The following is a 16,590-nucleotide window of genomic DNA, read 5'->3' on the forward strand; positions in this document are numbered from 1 at the left end:
TGCCTAACCAGAGGTATATAATGACTGCAACCACATTTTCTGAACTTGAGTTAGACCAAAGTCTTCTCAATGCACTGGATGATAAAGGCTATGACCGCCCGACAGCCATTCAGCTTGCAACTATCCCTGCCGCTATGGAAGGACGCGATATTTTAGGTTCATCGCCTACCGGAACAGGAAAAACTGCCGCTTACTTACTGTCGGTGATCCAACATTTACTTGATTTTCCACGTAAACGATCTGAACCACCGCGTATTCTCATATTAGCGCCAACCCGTGAGCTGGCAATGCAAGTAGCTGAACAAGCAAAAGAATTAGCCAAATACACCCATCTTGATATCGCAACCATTACTGGCGGGGTATCTTATATTAACCACGCTGAAATTTTTAGTGAAAACCAAGATATTGTGGTCGCAACCACAGGACGCTTACTACAGTATATCAAAGAAGAAAATTTTGATTGCCGGGCGATCGAAACATTAATTTTAGATGAAGCTGATCGAATGCTTGATATGGGATTTACCAACGACATTGAAACCATTGCCGGCGAAACACGCTGGCGCAAACAAACTATGCTATTTTCAGCAACACTAGCCGGTGATGTCATTCACGATTTTGCTAATCGATTACTGAATAATCCTTATGAAATTGATGCTGATCCTTCAAGGCGTGAACGAAAAAAGATCCAACAATACTATTATCGCGCTGATAACCTCGAACATAAAACTGCACTACTTAGCCATCTTTTAAAACAACCCGATGCCACTAAATCTATTATCTTTGTCCGTAAACGAGAAAGAGCACATGAGTTGGTTCAATGGTTACAGGCAGCCAAAATAAAAACCTGGTTACTTGAAGGAGAAATGCTTCAGGCAAAGCGGACTGAAGCAGTTAAACGCCTAAACAGTGGGCAAATTAATGTCTTAGTCGCGACCGATGTTGCCTCACGCGGCCTTGATATTGACGATATTAGTCACGTATTCAATTTCGACTTACCACGTACTGCTGATGTTTATCTGCATCGAATTGGTAGAACTGCACGCGCGGGACGAAAAGGGATTGCAATTAGCTTAGTAGAAGCCCATGATCAACCGCTATTAGGTAAAATCAACCGCTATCTTAAAGAATCATTAAAAATACGCGTCATCGATAGCCTTCGGCCTACCACCAAAGCACCGGCTGAAGGTTCACTACGTAAACCCAAATCATCGAAAAAAATCCAGCTAAAACGACAAGAAAAGAAAAAAATTGACCAACAAAAAAAGAAAAAAACCAAAGAACGCCATCGCGACAGTAAAAATATTGGCAAACGTCGTAAGCCATCAGTAAAGCAAACTGATAACAACTAATAAATATTTAAACCATTTATTGATTTATTTGGTGAAATAACCAAAATTAATAGCCTGATAAAATTATCAGGCTATTATTAATTATCCATCAATTAATTGAGCACTATTTTATTATAAACTTTGCGTAAAAGTACGCGTAATAAAATCGCGTTGCTGCTCAGGGGTTAAAGAATTAAAACGCACCTCATAGCCTGAAACACGAATGGTTAATTGAGGATATTTTTCTGGATTTTCAATCGCATCTTCTAATGTTTCCCGAGTCAGAACATTAATATTTAAGTGTTGTCCGCCTTCAACTGACACCTGCGGTTTAATTTCAAGGGGAATTTCGCGATATTCAAACGAACCTAACAAAACTCCTTGGCAACAATTTGTCCTTCATTAAAATCAGTTTTAGCGCAAATACAGCGAGCTTCATTTTTTTCGTCGTCTAATAACCAAAAGGAATTTAATAGTGCTATATTAGCTGCCTTAGTAATCTGAATTCCAATAACCATGTCGACCTCTAAATTCGAACAAAATTGAAATAACAATTTGAAATTATTTTCAAATTGGCTATTTGCTATAACCATTATTTCTATAAAATATATAACAATTAAATATCAGCAATTCATTGACATTAATCAATAATTTCAAGGTGTTATTAATAATATTATCGACAGGTTACTGTTTTAAATCAATTTTTTATTTAAAAAAATTTCTAATTTTTAGAAAATATTTTTAATATCAAAATATATAATGAAAAATAAGCAATTTCCGTTTTAAAATTTACCTCATATAACGTAGATGTTAAATTAAACATGATATTAATTAAAACCTAAAGGAATGGTTATGCCCTCTTTGCACAGCTGGCACAATGTCATCGGCCTAGAAAAAGAACAAAATTACTTCCGTAACACCCTGGCTTACGTTGCCAAAGCACGTCAACATGGCACAACAATCTATCCACCACAAAAAGATGTCTTCAACGCTTTCCGTTACACCGAACTCAGCGAAGTAAAAGTTGTGATCCTAGGACAAGATCCATATCATGGCCCTAATCAAGCGCACGGACTCTCGTTTTCAGTTCGGCCAGGTATTCCTGCACCGCCTTCACTGGTTAATATGTACAAAGAACTGACAAAAGACATTGCCGATTTCCAATACCCCAATCATGGTTATCTCATCAGTTGGGCACAACAAGGGGTATTATTATTAAACACGGTTTTAACAGTTGAACAAGGCAAAGCTCATTCTCACGCCCATCTTGGCTGGGAAACATTTACGGATAAGGTTATTGCGGCAATTAATCAACACCGTGCTGGCGTGGTTTTTTTATTATGGGGATCCTATGCGCAGAAAAAAAGCCAATTTATCGATAACCAAAAACATTTTGTACTTAAAGCGCCCCATCCTTCACCACTCTCGGCCCATAGAGGTTTCTTTGGATGCAGACATTTTTCCAAAACCAATGAAATACTCCTAAAACAAGGATTAAGCCCAATAGACTGGACACCGATCATTCCAGAACAATAAACTAAATGCCACCATCATATGGGTCATATGGGTCATATGGGTCATATGGGTCATATGGGTCATATGGGTCATATGGGTGGCATTATTTCAGTTTATTTTGCTTTTGACACAATCACCATCGCCGGGCGTAGTAAGCGACCGTTTAAGGTGTAACCTTTCTGTATAACATCAATAACTTGATTGGGTTCATGTTCTTCTGAATCGATCATCGTCATGGCTTGATGCAATTCTGGATTAAAAGCAACATTCTTCTCCGCTACCACCTTCTTAATACCGTATTTGCCAAAAGTAGCTAAAAAAGATTTTAAAGTTAATTCAAGTCCTTCAAGCATTGACATCGATTCAGCATTTTCCCGATTAACAAGTTCGATTGCTCTTTCCAAATTATCAATAACGGGTAACAACTCATTGGCAAACCGCTCTAGGGCAAACTTATGTGCTTTTTCAACATCTTGCTCAGTACGGTGGCGAATATTTTCTACTTCAGCCTTAGCACGTAGCAACACTTCACGCTCACGTTTTTGCGCTTCTAGCAACTGCTGCTCTAATTCAGTAATACGTGGATCAATTAATACTTCTTCAGTAGGACTCACTGGTTGTTCGGTCTCAATTGCTTGTTCTTTTGCCTCATTTTTTTGTGATTTTTTTAATTCTTTTTGTTTAGAGGCTTGCTCATCATGCACTTTATGATCTTTACTACTCATGAGTATCTCCACATTCTTTTTAGCATTAATCCAGATTATTAGCTTATTATGGGGATAAAAGTTTGGGATTCAAGAGAACACGCCAACTTGTAAGAGGAAATAAACCATGCTGACCGGAAAAGCAGCAAAAAAGACATTATTTGAATATATTGGTATTGTTGGTCATCCTCGACATCCAGAGGCATTGGCAACTCATGAACAACTTTATAATTGGCTACGAGCGCAAAAATATAAAGTTATTGTTGAACGACAAATTGCTCAACAGCTTAAACTAAAAAATGCCACCATTGGTGGATTAACAGAAATTGGTAAAACAGCCGATTTAATTATTGTTGTTGGCGGTGACGGTAATATGCTCGGCGCTGCTCGTGTTCTATCACGGTATGAAAATAAAGTTATTGGCATCAATCGCGGTAACCTTGGTTTTTTAACTGATCTTAGGCCAGATAACGCGCTGCAACAGCTAACAGAAGTATTAGTTGGCCATTTCTATGAAGAACAACGCTTCTTACTGGAAACTCAAATCAGCAAAAAAAATCACAAACCTCGCATGAGTACGGCAATTAATGAAGTCATTTTGCACCCTGGCAAAGTGGCCCACATGATTGAATTTGAAGTTTATATTGATGATCGCTTTGCCTTTTCTCAACGTTCCGATGGACTAATTATTACTACACCAACTGGCTCAACCGCTTATTCACTCTCTGCCGGTGGCCCGATACTCACCCCAAATCTTGAAGCTATCGCGCTAGTCCCTATGTTCCCTCACACTCTTTCATCGTGTCCATTAGTCATCAGCAGCGATAGTAGTATTAAATTAAAATTTAGACAAAAAAACATCAATTATGAAATCAGCTGTGACAGCCAAATTATTTTACCTATCCAAGATGATGATGAAGTATTAATCAAACGAAGTAATAAAAAACTTAATCTCATCCACCCAAAAGATTATAATTATTTCAATACATTAAGTTCAAAATTAGGCTGGTCAAAGAAAACCTTTTGATTTTTTTAATTACCACTTTACTGTATAAAAAACTAGTTTATACTATATTTATTAACAGTTGTGTTTTTATACACAGGAGAAGCACATGCTTATTCAATTAACCATCAATAATTTTGCCATTGTCCGCAAACTAGAAATTGATTTTCATCCTGGTATGAGTGCTATTACCGGTGAAACCGGGGCTGGCAAATCAATTGCAATTGATACATTAGGTTTATGTTTAGGCAACCGAGCGGATACGAATATTGTTCGCACTGGTGCTTCTCGTACCGATATCTGGGCCTATTTTTCTCTTACTGATACTCCTTCAGCACAAGATTGGCTTAAAAATTATCAGTCAGATAACCATAATGAATGCTTGCTACGCAGAACCATCACTGCTGATGGACGATTACGTGGTTTTATTAATGGCACAGCGGTTCCCTTATCACAATTGCGCGAACTAGGGGGACGTTACTTATTCAAATACATGGCCAGCACGCTCACCAATTATTATTAGATAATCAGCATCAAAAATTTCTGTTGGATACTTACGCTAACCAAACCGCTCTCTTGGCTAAAATGAAATCGGCCTGGAAAAATTGGCATCAAAGCTGCCAAGAATTAACAAAATTTCAACAACAAGCAACTGAACGCCTGTCGCGCCAACAATTTATTGAATATCATCTTAAAAAATTGGGTGAATTGATACCGCAAGCTGATGAACATCAAAAATTAGAACAAGAGTATAAACAGCTAGCAAATCGTGAACAATTTCTTTCCTTGAGTCAAAATACATTACAAATTTTTAATGGCAATGAAGAACAAAATATTATCAGTATGCTAAATCATGCAAAGCAAAAAATTAATGAGTTGCTTCTGTTAGTAATCAATTCAGTCATTTACTTGATACGCTTGAAGAGGCATCGATCCAAATTAATGAAGTGAATAATGAATTGTGTCATTATGGTGATCGAACGGAGCTAGATCCCTAGCCAACTATTCGAATTAGAAAAACGCATCGCGAAATATGTCAATTTAGCCCGTAAACATCGGGTTGCGCCCGAATTATTGTTTGAATTACACCTACAACTACTGGCAGAACAAGAAAAACTAAATCAGCAGCAAGATGATTGTGACCACTTAACTAGTCAGGTCGAAGTTCAACATCAATATGCATTAAAAATAGCCGGCAAGCTCCACCAAATACGGCAACAATATGCCAGTGAATTAAGTCAATTAATCACCAATAGTATGCATCAACTTTCAATGCCTCATGGCTATTTTACGGTTGATGTAAATTTTAATCCTGAACATTTACAAATTGATGGAGCAAGCCAAGTAGAGTTCAACGTGACAACTAATCCTGGGCAACCACATCAAACATTAATAAAAGTTACTTCAGGTGGAGAACTTTCACGCATCGCGCTGGCCATACAAGTCATTACAGCCAAAAAAATGGATACTCCCGCACTTATTTTTGATGAAGTTGATGTGGGCATTAACGGTGTTACCGCCGCGGTGGTTGGAAAATTGTTACGTGAATTAGGCAATTCAACTCAAGTTATGTGTGTTACTCATTTGCCTCAAGTTGCAGCCTGTCGACATCACCATTTTTATGTGAGCAAACAAACTAATGGCTGTGAAACAGAAACACACATGCAATTATTAGATAAAAAAACTCGCTTACAAGAGATTGCCCGTTTACTAGGTGGTAGTGAAGTAACAAAAAACATCCTGGTTAGCACAAAAGATATACTTGCTGCTTAAAAACATTCTCAACTTTATTGTATAGTATAGGTCATAGAAAAATGAAGAAAGGTTTTCAATTTCATCAATGTCGATTATTATCGATATTCTGACTCTTAAAGGAATATATGACCATGCGTTGTAAACTGTTAATTGTTGCTGCTATGTCTGTTGTTGTTTTAACAGCGGGTTGTTCTATAGCAGAACGGCTTGTTTACCGTCCTGACATTAATCAAGGCAACTATCTTTCTGCCAGTGATCTTGCAAAAATCCAAAAAGGAATGACACAACAGCAAGTAGCCTATACCTTAGGAACACCAATGCTAAAGGAACCGTTTGGCCAGCAAGTTTGGTATTATATTTTCCGTCAACAGCCCGGACATGAAACGGTTAAACAGCAAACACTAACACTCACTTTTGATCGCAATGGGATCTTGGTTGATATCAAAAATAACGATAGCTTAGCAGCACAAAAAGCATCAACACATTATGTAGATGCTACATAATGTTATTGATATTTATTTAAATAAATATCAATAGACTACCAATTAAGCGACATTTAAATTGGCGGTCAACCTACCTCATTACAAATAGGTTATTAAGATTTTTGTTTGGCTTTTTCTGCCCGTTTACGACGTATCTCTTTCGGATCAGCAAGTAATGGACGATAAATTTCAACCCGATCACCATCAGATAAGATATCGGATAATTTAGCAGGTCGACTATAAATACCGACTTTATTTTTACTCAAATCAATGTCATCTCGAAGTGATAAAATACCTGATTGCATAATTGCCTCTTCAACACTCGCACCTTCCGCTAGCTTTACGTGCAACAGAAATTGCCTATCTGGTAATGCATAAACCACCTCAATATTTATTTCGACCACGATAAACCTCGTGAGCACGTTGAGTAAAAGCTTGTACCATATTTCCAGCCAGTTCTTTAAAAATCCGACCAAAAGCCAACTCAATCAATTTATTGGTAAATTCAAAATCAAGAAATAATTCAACTTTACAGGCATTTTCATTTAAAGGTATAAATAACCAATTACCCATTAATTTACGAAATAGCCCTTTCACCAACTGTATTTGAATACTTTTATTATCTTGCAATATATTATGCGTAATAAAAGTTTTACTAATACCTGCTTTAGCAACCTCAACCGACGTAGTCATTTCATTATTAACATGATTCAGCACCAGACTGCCCACACAACCTGGTAAAAATTGTGGATATGAATCTACATCATTAACTAAATTGTACATTTTCTCTGCACTATAAGGCACTAATGCAAATCGATTAATTTGCGGCATAACCATTCTCACCAAATAAATCAAAAACAATAATAACATTGATATACACTTAAATAAAAATTCTGCACGACAACTTAGTCTAATAAATGCTCACTTAACACCAAATCATAGATCCTTACCGTGCCATTTATTTATACATACAGTATAATCGGTAATTATGACAAAGAAAAAAGCACACAAGCCCGGTTCGGCAACGATTACGTTAAATAAAAGAGCACGCCATGAATACTTCATCAGTGAAGAAATTGAGGCGGGCTTAGCTTTGCAGGGTTGGGAAGTCAAAGCACTACGCGCAGGTAAAGCCAATATTAGCGACAGTTATGTTTTACTGAAAGAGGGTGAAGCTTATCTTTTTGGTGCAACGATTACCCCGCTAAATGTAGCCTCTTCCCATGTGGTTTGTGATCCAATACGCACCCGAAAGTTATTGCTAAATCAGCGTGAACTAGATTCGCTATTTGGTAAAATCAATCGCGAAGGCCACACAGCGGTAGCATTATCCCTTTACTGGAAAAATGCCTGGTGTAAAGTCAAAATTGGTGTCGCCAAGGGTAAAAAAGAGCACGACAAGCGTTCTGACATTAAAGATCGTGAATGGAAATTAGACAAAGCGAGAATTATGAAAAACTCAGGTCGATAATAACCTAAGTGATAGCATTATTAAGTTTTTTTCTGATATAATTGAAGTAATAAACCTGGGGCTGATTCTGGATTCGACGGGATTTGCGAAACCCAAGGTGCATGCCGAGGGGCGGTTGGCCTCGTAAAAAACCGCAAAAAATAGTCGCAAACGACGATAAATACGCACTGGCAGCTTAATAACCTGCGCAGAGCCCTCTCTCCCTAGCCTCGGCTCTTAGGACGGGGATCACAAGAGAGGTCAAGCCTAAAAGAGATCGCGTGGATGCCTAGCCTGGGGTTGAAGCGTTAAACTTAATCAGGCTAGTCTGTTAGTAGTGTGTCTGTCCACAGCTAGATGGCGAATGTAAAGACTAGACTAAGCATGTAGTACCGAGGATGTAGAAATTTCGGACGCGGGTTTAACTCCCGCCAGCTCCACCAAATTTACCTGGTCAGCAATAGGACAATAACTTTAAAAACAGGAAGTTATAAAAATTAAGCTGACTTCAATATGACAACAATAGGACTTAAAAAGATACGCAAATGACACGCGGCTTTTCTTTAACAATAGCCATTGACGAAAAAAGAAGTCATTCAGGCTTCTTAGGCCAATCAATATCCGGCTCGGTTGAGATATACGTACGATTAAGCAGTAGGCGATATTTTTTCCATGTTATGAGTTTCGCTTCTCTTATTCCCTCGCCATCTCCAAATCAACAGCATCTTGCAACGGGATAATCACGTCAGTGTTGCCCCCTGCATTAGCCCCTTTCTTTTTTCATCCTTAGCCTCTGCGATTAATTCTTTCTTTGGTCTAGGGGGGATATCAACCCAAATGGGGTCACCATCTTCACTCGCACCTAACATTTTTCCTGGGGGTGGTGAATTTAGCGCAAACTCAGAGTAAACGCTGTACGGGATAACTTTGGCGCTATCATCCCAGCTGCCAGCATCAATATAGCTATCTTTTAATGAACCTGCTAACCAACCTAATCCATTTTTTCTGCTAAAATAGTATAACTTCATTAACTGAATTCATGATTACCATCCTATTGCAATCCATCTCATATCCGTGAATGGAGAAGCATTAGATCCCTCAGTGACCTTACTCTGACGCATGTTAAATCCAACTTTATCCGCATTCATTATATTAGGTGCATACATTTGAGATAGATTAGAATTGGAATTAAAATTAGCCAATCCCATTCCTGCTAAGGTATTTGGGAAAGCCATAGGAAATAAATTTCTTGAAGTGTCGTTTCTAGGCACGCTACCCCATTAAATAATCAGGCCCGTATTCGGATCTTTCAGCCAACCATTTGCCGATTTATTCGCTATCCAGGGCGCTGAATTTATTTTTTTGTCTATTTCTGTTTTAGTATAGTTATCTTCCTGTATCGCCAGCTGGCCATTTTTTTGTGGAAATAATAAAGTGATCTTTGTAGCTGTATCGTGAATCTGGGTTCTTTTTGTTTTTCTAACATAAGCAAATTCAGCACCGCCAGAGCCATTTATGCCGCCTAAATTAAAAATCGTATTACCCGTGGATAATTCGACGTTAAGTTTGCCAACGTTGATGGTCTCCCTTGAGTTTTTCTTAGCAAAAGTATCCGTACAGCTTTTTTGGCTTATCACATCAGTTGTTGAGTCACCTGTCGTTTGTTGAATCGTTCCCTTTAATTTTTCGATATATTCAATATATTGTTCTGCCTTGTTCTTTAAATCTATAGGGGTCGTATTTCAATATGTCAGGGAAATAAAATTGTTGGGCGCCATAAGGATCATAGACAGCCATCGCATGACCTTCGACCGTTACAAATTTTGACACCTGTCCATGATAAACAGGGAACCCGGCGTGATTAATCATAATGGGTTGAGCAACGGGTAACGTTGAGCCCTCTTCATTTTCAATATACACTTGAATCTGGTTCGCTGGTATTGTTGGGTCAGTCTCAATCTTACCAGTATAGATTTTACCGTTAGCGCATGGCTGAAATTTGCCTCGCAAGGTAAATAACTGAGCAGGCATGCTCACAACAATATTAGAAATAATCCTGACATGCTTTTCTCCGGGCACAAGACTTTCACTATATAGAATGCGTGCATACAGTGAAGATAACTAATTTTTAGGTAATAAATATGTGGTTTACTACATGGGAATTACTCTTAGTCTAAGTTTTATTGCCCACTTTTGTTAAGTGGGCGACCCGTAAGTATGGTTCTAAATATTCATATTTTTAGATTAGGGAGCATCATTCGGCGCTATTTGTTCCAATGATTCAATTATTTCACGTGCTTCCGTTGTTAAAGCATTTAATCCATTATTTCCACCACCGTTAGCTGCAACAATTATCCCACAAACTGCATTAATCGTACTCATAAAAGCACCTTCCAACCATCCACCTAAATGACTATAACTATCGTTGGCCAAAAAGAATCGATTATAGAGATTGGGATTAAGTGCATGTGTATGATATCTAAAACAGAGATGGCTATTATAATGTCCCCCTGTCATATCCAGTTTAAAAGCCCCGGCAGTGGGATTAGTTGTCCAATCATAAGAAAGCATATCTGTTAAAGCATTTGCCTTTTTAGCCGTTGTTAACAAATCTCCTAACCACCATCTTTTGTAAACTTTATCTAAAGGTTCTTTAATATCGCGTATTGTGTGATTAATAATGGAATTAATCATTTGTTCATTGTTATCTAATTTTGCAACATTTAAATATTCAGGATTCATAGGATAGACATTAAATTTACCCAATATTTTTTTGTGTCATCTTCCCAAGCATAACTGATAAGAAAACTGTAATATTCTGGTTCTGAAGATAACGTTTTTTTACCTAATACTTTTATTGGACTTGGAACAATATAACTGGAAGCTAAACCGCAATCAGACACAATCGCTTTAATTTTTCCAAACTTTTCTCCAATCGTAAGTTCCGGAGAAATTTTGTTAAAATTACTGGCTTTTATTGTTCCGAATACTTTTGATGAAGTTACCATATGTAGTTGATTAATCGCAGTAATAATATTTGCATTAGGCGTTTCATTGGAATTGCTCAAAATAAGCGGTGGACGCGCCAAAACCTCATTAATCATTGTTTGATCGTGATCACCAACATAATACCAAATTTAATATTACGCTCGGTATTATTAAATCCAGCACGGCTGACAACAGCGCTCAACTGTTTTGGTGGAATTGCAAGAATGGCAAAATCATATTCTCCTCTTGTTATGCAATTTTCTTCTTTACCATCTTTGATTTTATAATCAAAGACAATTGCCTTTACACCATCTCCGGAGCCAGAATGACAAACATCACAAACCCTAGCATACTCTACATTAACAACAAATTTCGAGTTATCTTTACAGGCTTTATCATAAAGATTAGAAAAAAATTGAACATTTTCTTCTACCGGTAACAAATATTCATTTGAATAATCCCATAGAATTAATCGCATCATTTCAATTAAAGAAATGTTAAAAATTGACTTGAAACCACCTGTACCAAAGCCAAAACAGCCAAATAGTTCAATGTAATAATTAATCTTATCCTCTTCCTTCTCAACTCCTACTATCTGAGGAAGGCATTTCACTTTCTCTTTCACAATTCGCCTGACGGCTGATTCCAATGTAATACTGTCATATGCATTGACAAAATTTTTCCATTGCTGTTGAATCTCTTTCAGCCGTACCTTAGTCGTGTCTTTATTTTTTAACTCATTAGATATTTTGATAGGATCTTTGCAACCGATAGGATATAAACTAATGTTAGGTTCTTTTTCTGTTCCGGCCAGTCCTTCTTTAATTATGTCCTTAATTACTTTTGTAGGAGAGTTACTATCTAACCAATACTCGGTACCGTTTTTATATACATATCTGTCAACACGATCACCAAAGACGAACTCTGTAGGAACTTTTCCTGGATTTGGAAATATTTCAACTGATTTATCATCTCCAAATGCAATGCTCGCGTAGTGCCAGGTTAGTCCTGCAATTTCAGGAAAGCGCATTGCGCCAATCTCATACACGGAATGATCTTTTTCTTCTCTTTCTCTACTCCGTGCTGCAAAGACACGTCCTGCTCTTTTACCATAAACATCCAAACTAAATGGGCTTATTGAATTTTTTAGTTTTATAAAATTATTATAATCTGATTCATATAGAGTGACATTAATTTTACCAGAATTTTGATTGCGCGCTATTCTAGATAATTCATATAAAGACGTGATTCCTGATGCACCAGCTCCTATGATTGCAATTTTATAGTCTTTATTTTTGGGAAAGCTGCCCAGTGTGTTTTTAGCAGCATTAGGATATGATACTAAGGCAGAATCTGGATGACGATAATTTTTACCGATGCTAAAAATTTCGCCGATAGTATACGGTTTTTCATCGGAATCGCTCATTCTAGTTATAACAGTTATACTCATTTAATCACTCCTTTGTTAATTTGATATCATTTTCAATTATTAAAAATCGTTAAGCAACAGGTAGTAAATAGTATCAGATTAAGCAGGAATTTTCGCTTTTTACAATTTGCCTTTTCTTTTTAAGACATAATCCAGTTATAGTTCTTTACCAAACGCTCAGCAATATTGCCGATTTATTTTCTTATGTCTTTGTTACCTATTGCGGGTTAATAAAAACAGATTACTGCAAAAGGTTTACAGAGAAGTGGGGATAGATACTAATAGTTCAGACGCCAGTGACCTCAAAAAATATAAAGACTACGTGGTAAATCGCTACTCTAGTGAGAAATTTGTAAACAGGATAACTGATTTAATTAGTATTTTAATTGTTACTGGAATCGTTGAAGCGGCAACGATTATATCAATAATGGTATTATTGATATATTTGCCAATCACTCAAGCTTATTCAGACGATTTTTTATGTTGTTACCGATAACATGTTATGTGATATATTTTGTGATTATCGCTCTTATCTGTTTTTTTATGTAAATTGCTATTCAATCGATATCCAAACGAAGCGAAAGAATTTAAAAAAGCGCTGGCGAATTATCATTCACAATGCTGACGAAAATGGCTTCGTGATGTTTTGGGCTTTACACCAAGAACACGTCAAGATGCTTAATAATTTACTAATTATCGCGTCTTTTCCTTTCATCTTGACACATTTTGCCTATATCACTTCAAAACCTCGGACTTCACACCTTGCGCTATTGCTTTTACCGCTTTTTGGGCGTGTAATAATTGGGCTTCAAACGCGGTTGAACCTCGGGGTGTATGCGCCATTTTTAGTACCACGTTTCTAAATCCTGCACTCTCTCTCATGCAACCTGGCCAACAATCCATAACTTTCAATCAGCGTGATAGTGACAGGATCAGCAAAAATCCCCAGAATAAAGGGAATGATCTGCTGCCCTATGGGGGTAGAAACACCGGCTCTAGCAGCTTATTTCGTTGATTCGAGATATTTTGTTAAGCCTTTAAGATAGGCCGTATCTTTTCCTTTAAATACAATGCCAGTTTGATTAGACCGCATTTTCACTTGCCGTAAAAACTAATAAGGCACGCCACCCGATTTCTCCATGAATTTCCGATGATACCATTACGCATTTGAACGCGACCCCCATTGCTTATCGACCGGTATAGATTCTGAATTTCAGACTTTTTATTACTGAACAACAGGTTATTAACCACTTCGGGTGTTAGCTCCCCTTTGGAGAGCACATTTCTAAGCCGCGTGTTTTTAAAGTTTATCCGCCTCATTAGCCCAGCTTGCATCTGCCTGCTTAAGCTTTGATACCGTGTTGCTGCCAAGACTGGATTGAACGGCTTGATGCATATCCTCCTCTGTCATCGCGTTGTAAACGCGCTGAACAGCCGCCGCTGAGCGCGTAGAAAAATGAATACGTCGCCTTTAACGTCTTGCCTAAATTGGGTCCGTAAATCTCTTAACAGCTTAAAATCAATATGACCACTATCCAGCTCATGACGATAGGCTTGCAACTTTAGAAACCGTGTCAGCGTCTGCAACGCAACCCAGGCGTTGCATTTTCGCAATATCACCCTGAATCTGATTAGTGGCTTTTATTGGATGCACACTTTCAGTGCCAATCTGTTTTTCAACCTGCTGGATAGGATTACCCGATTACCCGCCGCTTGGAGAATCTTTGACGCCTTCTCTTTTAAGACTTTTAACCACAATTGATCGGTCGTATTCACCAAACTGTGAAGCATAATTATTAACCAACTCACTCCGTGCTTTTTGCTGGGCCGCTCTCATGCTGCTTGTACCCGTTAGCGGAATATTTTCAGCGAAGGTTTGTGCCATACGAGCAATCCGCGATTGCGGTTGTGTCATGTCGGTTGTATGAAGTGGAACCCCTTCCTGTTCAGTAAATTGAATGGCTTTTTGTGCTTCTGGTGAGATTGACCCACGGATGCCCGGATACGCCGCCCCTAATCCCCGGCCTGTCGCGTTAATAATCCCACCCAATGCCACGCCTGTAGCCAAATCAGTTGCCAGTGCGTCTGCGTCGTTCTGATCGCTATTAGCCGCTAAAGCGCCAACCCCGTTCTCAGCCAATAAACTCGATACGCCTTGGGTCGTGCGAGCGGCTAAAGAAGGGACTTCAGTTGCGACTTTTCCTGCACTAACCGGTGTCAAGTAAGGCAGCGCTTCTGAAAAAACTTACCCTTCCGTCGTTTGGGGCGTGAGGGTGCCGGCTTGCAGTCCAAAATCTTTCTCAATGCCTTGCGTTGTTAAACGCGGAGCGGGCTAATGGGTACCGTCACTCATACCGAGTTGATTACCTGCCCATGCAGTGGCACTCGATACGGCATCCGCCATGGATGCTGGAATATTCACGACATTGACCCCTGCTTGCAGTAATCCAGGGCCAGTTTCCGCGACGGCACTCCCCAGGTCAGACATAAAATTCCCTTGCGACGCTGGTTGTTCTTGCGGCTGTTGTATTGATGATGCTAACGGGTATACTGCATAGAAAGCTTGTTGAGCCTGCTCTACCTGGTAACCGGCATGTGGGGCAACCACCTCATTAAAATATTGCGCTTGAGCCTGTGCTTTCTGTTCTGTTGTTAATGCCTGATATTGCTCAGAGGCGATCACATCTTTCCATGCTTTAGCCATTAATCACCCCATAGTGAAGAGAAGCTTGTTTGCTGCTGGGGTGCTGATGATGAATGAGGTTCCCGATAATCGAATTGCTGCTTAACGTTGCTCAGCTTGCTTTCAAGTTGTCCTTTGATTTTCCCCAACGATGAACGAAACGCTTTATCGTTCATTTTTAGACTGAGCGCCCCAACCGCATTAGAAAGCTTTTTTCCTTCCGCATCCGATAATACTCCCATGCCTTTTAGATTGGCTACCATCGGCAAAAATGTTTGCGATTTGAACGTATCCAGCTGAGCTTCAAAGGTCGCAGCTTCTTTTCCCGGCATTGTCGGGAAAGCAGAATTAACACCCATCGCTTTAGAAAGCCCACGACTCTTCTCAAGCTCGTTGAGCGAATCTAAAGCGGTACGAAAAGTATCCGCAGTGCCTTGTGCGGTCGCTTGACGATCAGCTTTCGCGATGGCAGTTTTTTGTTGTGCATCTGCTTGTTTTTGGCGAAGCTCATTCAATTTCAATGCATTTGTTTCCCTAGCAATTTGACGGTCAAGCACCTTGTTCAGGCGTTCTGCTTTTTTATTTCTCTCTCTAAAGCGGCATTTTGAGCAGAAATATTCTGACCCCGCATCGTTAACGTTAGCTGTTCCCTGTCAATGTCACGCCTTGCCATTTTATACTGAATGTCAAAATAGTTTTCTGACCCCAATGCGTGCAGACCAATTAAATCGGTAATTTGATCAAATTGCTGCGGGTCCTACTTATAGGATAAAAACGCGGCTTCCGGTGTCAAACCGAGTTGATTTAATACCGGTGTATTTTTTTGTAACGACGCCATCAGAGGCTGATCACCCCCTTTTAGCCGCTAGGCGCAAATCCATTGCCGCATTGCCAATCATTTGATTGTTATCCTGATCAATAAATCCCATCCCTTTTTGAATGCGTTCTATTTGTTCAGGATATGCCGCCGTGAGTTGTTTCATGGCATTACGATCATTGGCCGCATAAGCGGCACCAAAGGATTTCATAAAATCCGCGTCTGTCTGCTGTTGTTTGTTCGCCTCTAATCGTTCAGAAATAGCCCCTAAACCCTGCGCTAATATCAGACCTGTATTGGGCCTTTCTGCATATTGTGGGACGGTTGCCAAGCCTAATCCCCCGCCGTTTGATTAGCGACTTGCTGACCGGGCAAACCCGCCAGTTGAAACGTTGCCATCGAAACTCCTGATTAAAATAAACTTCCCAATGCACCT

19 protein-coding genes, 1 other RNA gene and 4 pseudogenes are annotated in these 16,590 nt (G+C 39.0%); 8 read left to right on the forward strand and 16 right to left on the reverse strand.

Going from position 1 to position 16,590, the window contains the following annotated elements; translation table 11 throughout:
- The first annotated feature begins 20 nt into the window (after positions 1–20).
- Positions 21–1,349 carry an ATP-dependent RNA helicase SrmB gene (srmB, locus tag ARADI_RS07275; RefSeq protein ID WP_119711648.1) on the forward strand — a complete coding sequence of 443 codons (1,329 nt, stop codon included), beginning with the start codon at positions 21–23 and terminating at the stop codon, positions 1,347–1,349.
- Between the two features lie 111 nt (positions 1,350–1,460).
- Here the strand turns inward: srmB and grcA are convergent.
- Positions 1,461–1,846, reverse strand: a pseudogene (grcA, locus tag ARADI_RS07280) (autonomous glycyl radical cofactor GrcA).
- A 334-nt stretch (positions 1,847–2,180) separates the two neighbouring features.
- Between grcA and ung the strand changes: the two are divergent.
- Positions 2,181–2,864, forward strand: coding sequence for a uracil-DNA glycosylase (ung, locus tag ARADI_RS07285; protein WP_119711586.1), 684 nt, complete (start codon positions 2,181–2,183; stop codon positions 2,862–2,864).
- Positions 2,865–2,956: 92 nt separating this feature from the next.
- Here ung and grpE read toward each other — a convergent pair whose 3' ends face one another.
- Positions 2,957–3,568 (reverse strand): nucleotide exchange factor GrpE, encoded by a 612-nt coding sequence (grpE, locus tag ARADI_RS07290; protein WP_119711587.1) that lies wholly within the window; start codon positions 3,566–3,568, stop codon positions 2,957–2,959.
- Between the two features lie 106 nt (positions 3,569–3,674).
- On the opposite strand from grpE, the gene nadK reads away from it, so the two are divergent.
- The 3 genes and pseudogenes from nadK to bamE all read left to right on the forward strand — a co-directional run bounded on the left by nadK (position 3,675) and on the right by bamE (position 6,808).
- Positions 3,675–4,574: an NAD(+) kinase gene (gene nadK, locus ARADI_RS07295; protein WP_119711588.1), complete on the forward strand. Its 900-nt coding sequence runs from the start codon at positions 3,675–3,677 to the stop codon at positions 4,572–4,574.
- Between the two features lie 85 nt (positions 4,575–4,659).
- Positions 4,660–6,323: pseudogene (recN, locus tag ARADI_RS07300) on the forward strand (DNA repair protein RecN).
- 113 nt (positions 6,324–6,436) lie between these two features.
- Complete coding sequence (gene bamE / locus ARADI_RS07305) at positions 6,437–6,808, forward strand: outer membrane protein assembly factor BamE (RefSeq protein WP_119711649.1); 372 nt, start codon at positions 6,437–6,439, stop codon at positions 6,806–6,808.
- Between the two features lie 92 nt (positions 6,809–6,900).
- On the opposite strand, the gene ARADI_RS07310 is transcribed toward bamE, so the two are convergent.
- Both ARADI_RS07310 and ARADI_RS07315 read right to left on the reverse strand, forming a co-directional pair.
- A complete protein-coding gene (locus tag ARADI_RS07310) occupies positions 6,901–7,191 on the reverse strand; it encodes an RnfH family protein (RefSeq protein ID WP_032114780.1) in 291 nt (96 codons plus the stop codon).
- Positions 7,172–7,618, reverse strand: coding sequence for an SRPBCC family protein (locus ARADI_RS07315; RefSeq protein WP_202864184.1), 447 nt, complete (start codon positions 7,616–7,618; stop codon positions 7,172–7,174). Before ARADI_RS07315 ends, ARADI_RS07310 begins: the two co-directional genes overlap by 20 nt.
- A 157-nt stretch (positions 7,619–7,775) precedes the next feature.
- Between ARADI_RS07315 and smpB the strand changes: the two genes are divergently transcribed.
- Positions 7,776–8,258: an SsrA-binding protein SmpB gene (smpB, locus tag ARADI_RS07320; protein WP_119711590.1), complete on the forward strand. Its 483-nt coding sequence runs from the start codon at positions 7,776–7,778 to the stop codon at positions 8,256–8,258.
- 57 nt (positions 8,259–8,315) lie between these two features.
- Positions 8,316–8,680, forward strand: a transfer-messenger RNA (tmRNA) gene (gene ssrA, locus ARADI_RS07325).
- A gap of 149 nt (positions 8,681–8,829) precedes the next feature.
- Here ssrA and ARADI_RS20870 read toward each other — a convergent pair.
- The 8 genes and pseudogenes from ARADI_RS20870 to ARADI_RS07360 form a co-directional block, all read right to left on the reverse strand.
- Positions 8,830–8,934 carry a tail fiber assembly protein gene (locus ARADI_RS20870; RefSeq protein WP_369406982.1) on the reverse strand — a complete coding sequence of 35 codons (105 nt, stop codon included), beginning with the start codon at positions 8,932–8,934 and terminating at the stop codon, positions 8,830–8,832.
- Between the two features lie 43 nt (positions 8,935–8,977).
- Positions 8,978–9,265 (reverse strand): tail fiber assembly protein, encoded by a 288-nt coding sequence (locus ARADI_RS07330; protein WP_255420627.1) that lies wholly within the window; start codon positions 9,263–9,265, stop codon positions 8,978–8,980.
- Between the two features lie 15 nt (positions 9,266–9,280).
- Positions 9,281–9,508, reverse strand: a complete 228-nt coding sequence (locus ARADI_RS07335; RefSeq protein WP_147392386.1) for a gp53-like domain-containing protein — start codon at positions 9,506–9,508, stop codon at positions 9,281–9,283.
- A 9-nt stretch (positions 9,509–9,517) separates the two neighbouring features.
- Positions 9,518–9,874: a hypothetical protein gene (locus ARADI_RS07340; protein WP_119711592.1), complete on the reverse strand. Its 357-nt coding sequence runs from the start codon at positions 9,872–9,874 to the stop codon at positions 9,518–9,520.
- A gap of 79 nt (positions 9,875–9,953) precedes the next feature.
- Positions 9,954–10,268, reverse strand: a pseudogene (locus ARADI_RS07345) (phage tailspike protein); the annotation flags it as partial.
- A gap of 213 nt (positions 10,269–10,481) precedes the next feature.
- Complete coding sequence (locus tag ARADI_RS07350; RefSeq protein ID WP_238149206.1) at positions 10,482–10,979, reverse strand: FAD-dependent oxidoreductase; 498 nt, start codon at positions 10,977–10,979, stop codon at positions 10,482–10,484.
- The gene (locus tag ARADI_RS07355) at positions 10,976–11,341 is read right to left on the reverse strand and encodes a hypothetical protein (RefSeq protein WP_202864186.1); all 366 of its coding nucleotides are present in this window, start codon (positions 11,339–11,341) and stop codon (positions 10,976–10,978) included. The genes ARADI_RS07350 and ARADI_RS07355 overlap by 4 nt, the downstream gene beginning before the upstream one ends.
- On the reverse strand, positions 11,338–12,675 hold the full coding sequence (locus tag ARADI_RS07360) for a flavin monoamine oxidase family protein (RefSeq protein ID WP_202864187.1): 1,338 nt from the start codon (positions 12,673–12,675) through the stop codon (positions 11,338–11,340). Before ARADI_RS07360 ends, ARADI_RS07355 begins: the two co-directional genes overlap by 4 nt.
- Before the next feature lie 199 nt (positions 12,676–12,874).
- On the opposite strand from ARADI_RS07360, the gene ARADI_RS22155 reads away from it, so the two are divergent.
- Positions 12,875–13,150 (forward strand): hypothetical protein, encoded by a 276-nt coding sequence (locus ARADI_RS22155; RefSeq protein ID WP_500782266.1) that lies wholly within the window; start codon positions 12,875–12,877, stop codon positions 13,148–13,150.
- A gap of 239 nt (positions 13,151–13,389) precedes the next feature.
- Here the strand turns inward: ARADI_RS22155 and ARADI_RS07365 are convergent.
- The 4 genes and pseudogenes from ARADI_RS07365 to ARADI_RS19610 form a co-directional block, all read right to left on the reverse strand.
- Positions 13,390–15,358, reverse strand: a pseudogene (locus tag ARADI_RS07365) (P22-gp16 family phage DNA ejection protein).
- Complete coding sequence (locus ARADI_RS17685; RefSeq protein WP_119711593.1) at positions 15,358–15,894, reverse strand: SPFH domain-containing protein; 537 nt, start codon at positions 15,892–15,894, stop codon at positions 15,358–15,360. The pseudogene ARADI_RS07365 and the gene ARADI_RS17685 overlap by 1 nt, the downstream one beginning before the upstream one ends.
- Before the next feature lie 5 nt (positions 15,895–15,899).
- Positions 15,900–16,046, reverse strand: a complete 147-nt coding sequence (locus tag ARADI_RS19605; RefSeq protein WP_255420628.1) for a DNA transfer protein — start codon at positions 16,044–16,046, stop codon at positions 15,900–15,902.
- Between the two features lie 139 nt (positions 16,047–16,185).
- Positions 16,186–16,485, reverse strand: a complete 300-nt coding sequence (locus ARADI_RS19610) for a phage DNA ejection protein (protein WP_255420629.1) — start codon at positions 16,483–16,485, stop codon at positions 16,186–16,188.
- Between the last annotated feature and the right edge of the window lie 105 nt (positions 16,486–16,590).

It is taken from the genome of Arsenophonus endosymbiont of Aleurodicus floccissimus (assembly GCF_900343025.1).
GTDB lineage: Bacteria > Pseudomonadota > Gammaproteobacteria > Enterobacterales > Enterobacteriaceae > Arsenophonus.

Bases quoted from the DNA above. Each gene is read 5' to 3' on its own strand.
- srmB (WP_119711648.1), top strand. From the start codon at position 21: ATGACTGCAACCACATTTTCTGAACTTGAGTTAGACCAAAGTCTTCTC.
- ung (WP_119711586.1), top strand. From the start codon at position 2,181: ATGCCCTCTTTGCACAGCTGGCACAATGTCATCGGCCTAGAAAAAGAA.
- grpE (WP_119711587.1), bottom strand. From the start codon at position 3,568: ATGAGTAGTAAAGATCATAAAGTGCATGATGAGCAAGCCTCTAAACAA.
- nadK (WP_119711588.1), top strand. From the start codon at position 3,675: ATGCTGACCGGAAAAGCAGCAAAAAAGACATTATTTGAATATATTGGT.
- bamE (WP_119711649.1), top strand. From the start codon at position 6,437: ATGCGTTGTAAACTGTTAATTGTTGCTGCTATGTCTGTTGTTGTTTTA.
- ARADI_RS07315 (WP_202864184.1), bottom strand. From the start codon at position 7,618: ATGCCGCAAATTAATCGATTTGCATTAGTGCCTTATAGTGCAGAGAAA.
- smpB (WP_119711590.1), top strand. From the start codon at position 7,776: ATGACAAAGAAAAAAGCACACAAGCCCGGTTCGGCAACGATTACGTTA.
- ARADI_RS07330 (WP_255420627.1), bottom strand. From the start codon at position 9,265: ATGAAGTTATACTATTTTAGCAGAAAAAATGGATTAGGTTGGTTAGCA.
- ARADI_RS07350 (WP_238149206.1), bottom strand. From the start codon at position 10,979: ATGAATCCTGAATATTTAAATGTTGCAAAATTAGATAACAATGAACAA.
- ARADI_RS07355 (WP_202864186.1), bottom strand. From the start codon at position 11,341: ATGATTAATGAGGTTTTGGCGCGTCCACCGCTTATTTTGAGCAATTCC.
- ARADI_RS07360 (WP_202864187.1), bottom strand. From the start codon at position 12,675: ATGAGTATAACTGTTATAACTAGAATGAGCGATTCCGATGAAAAACCG.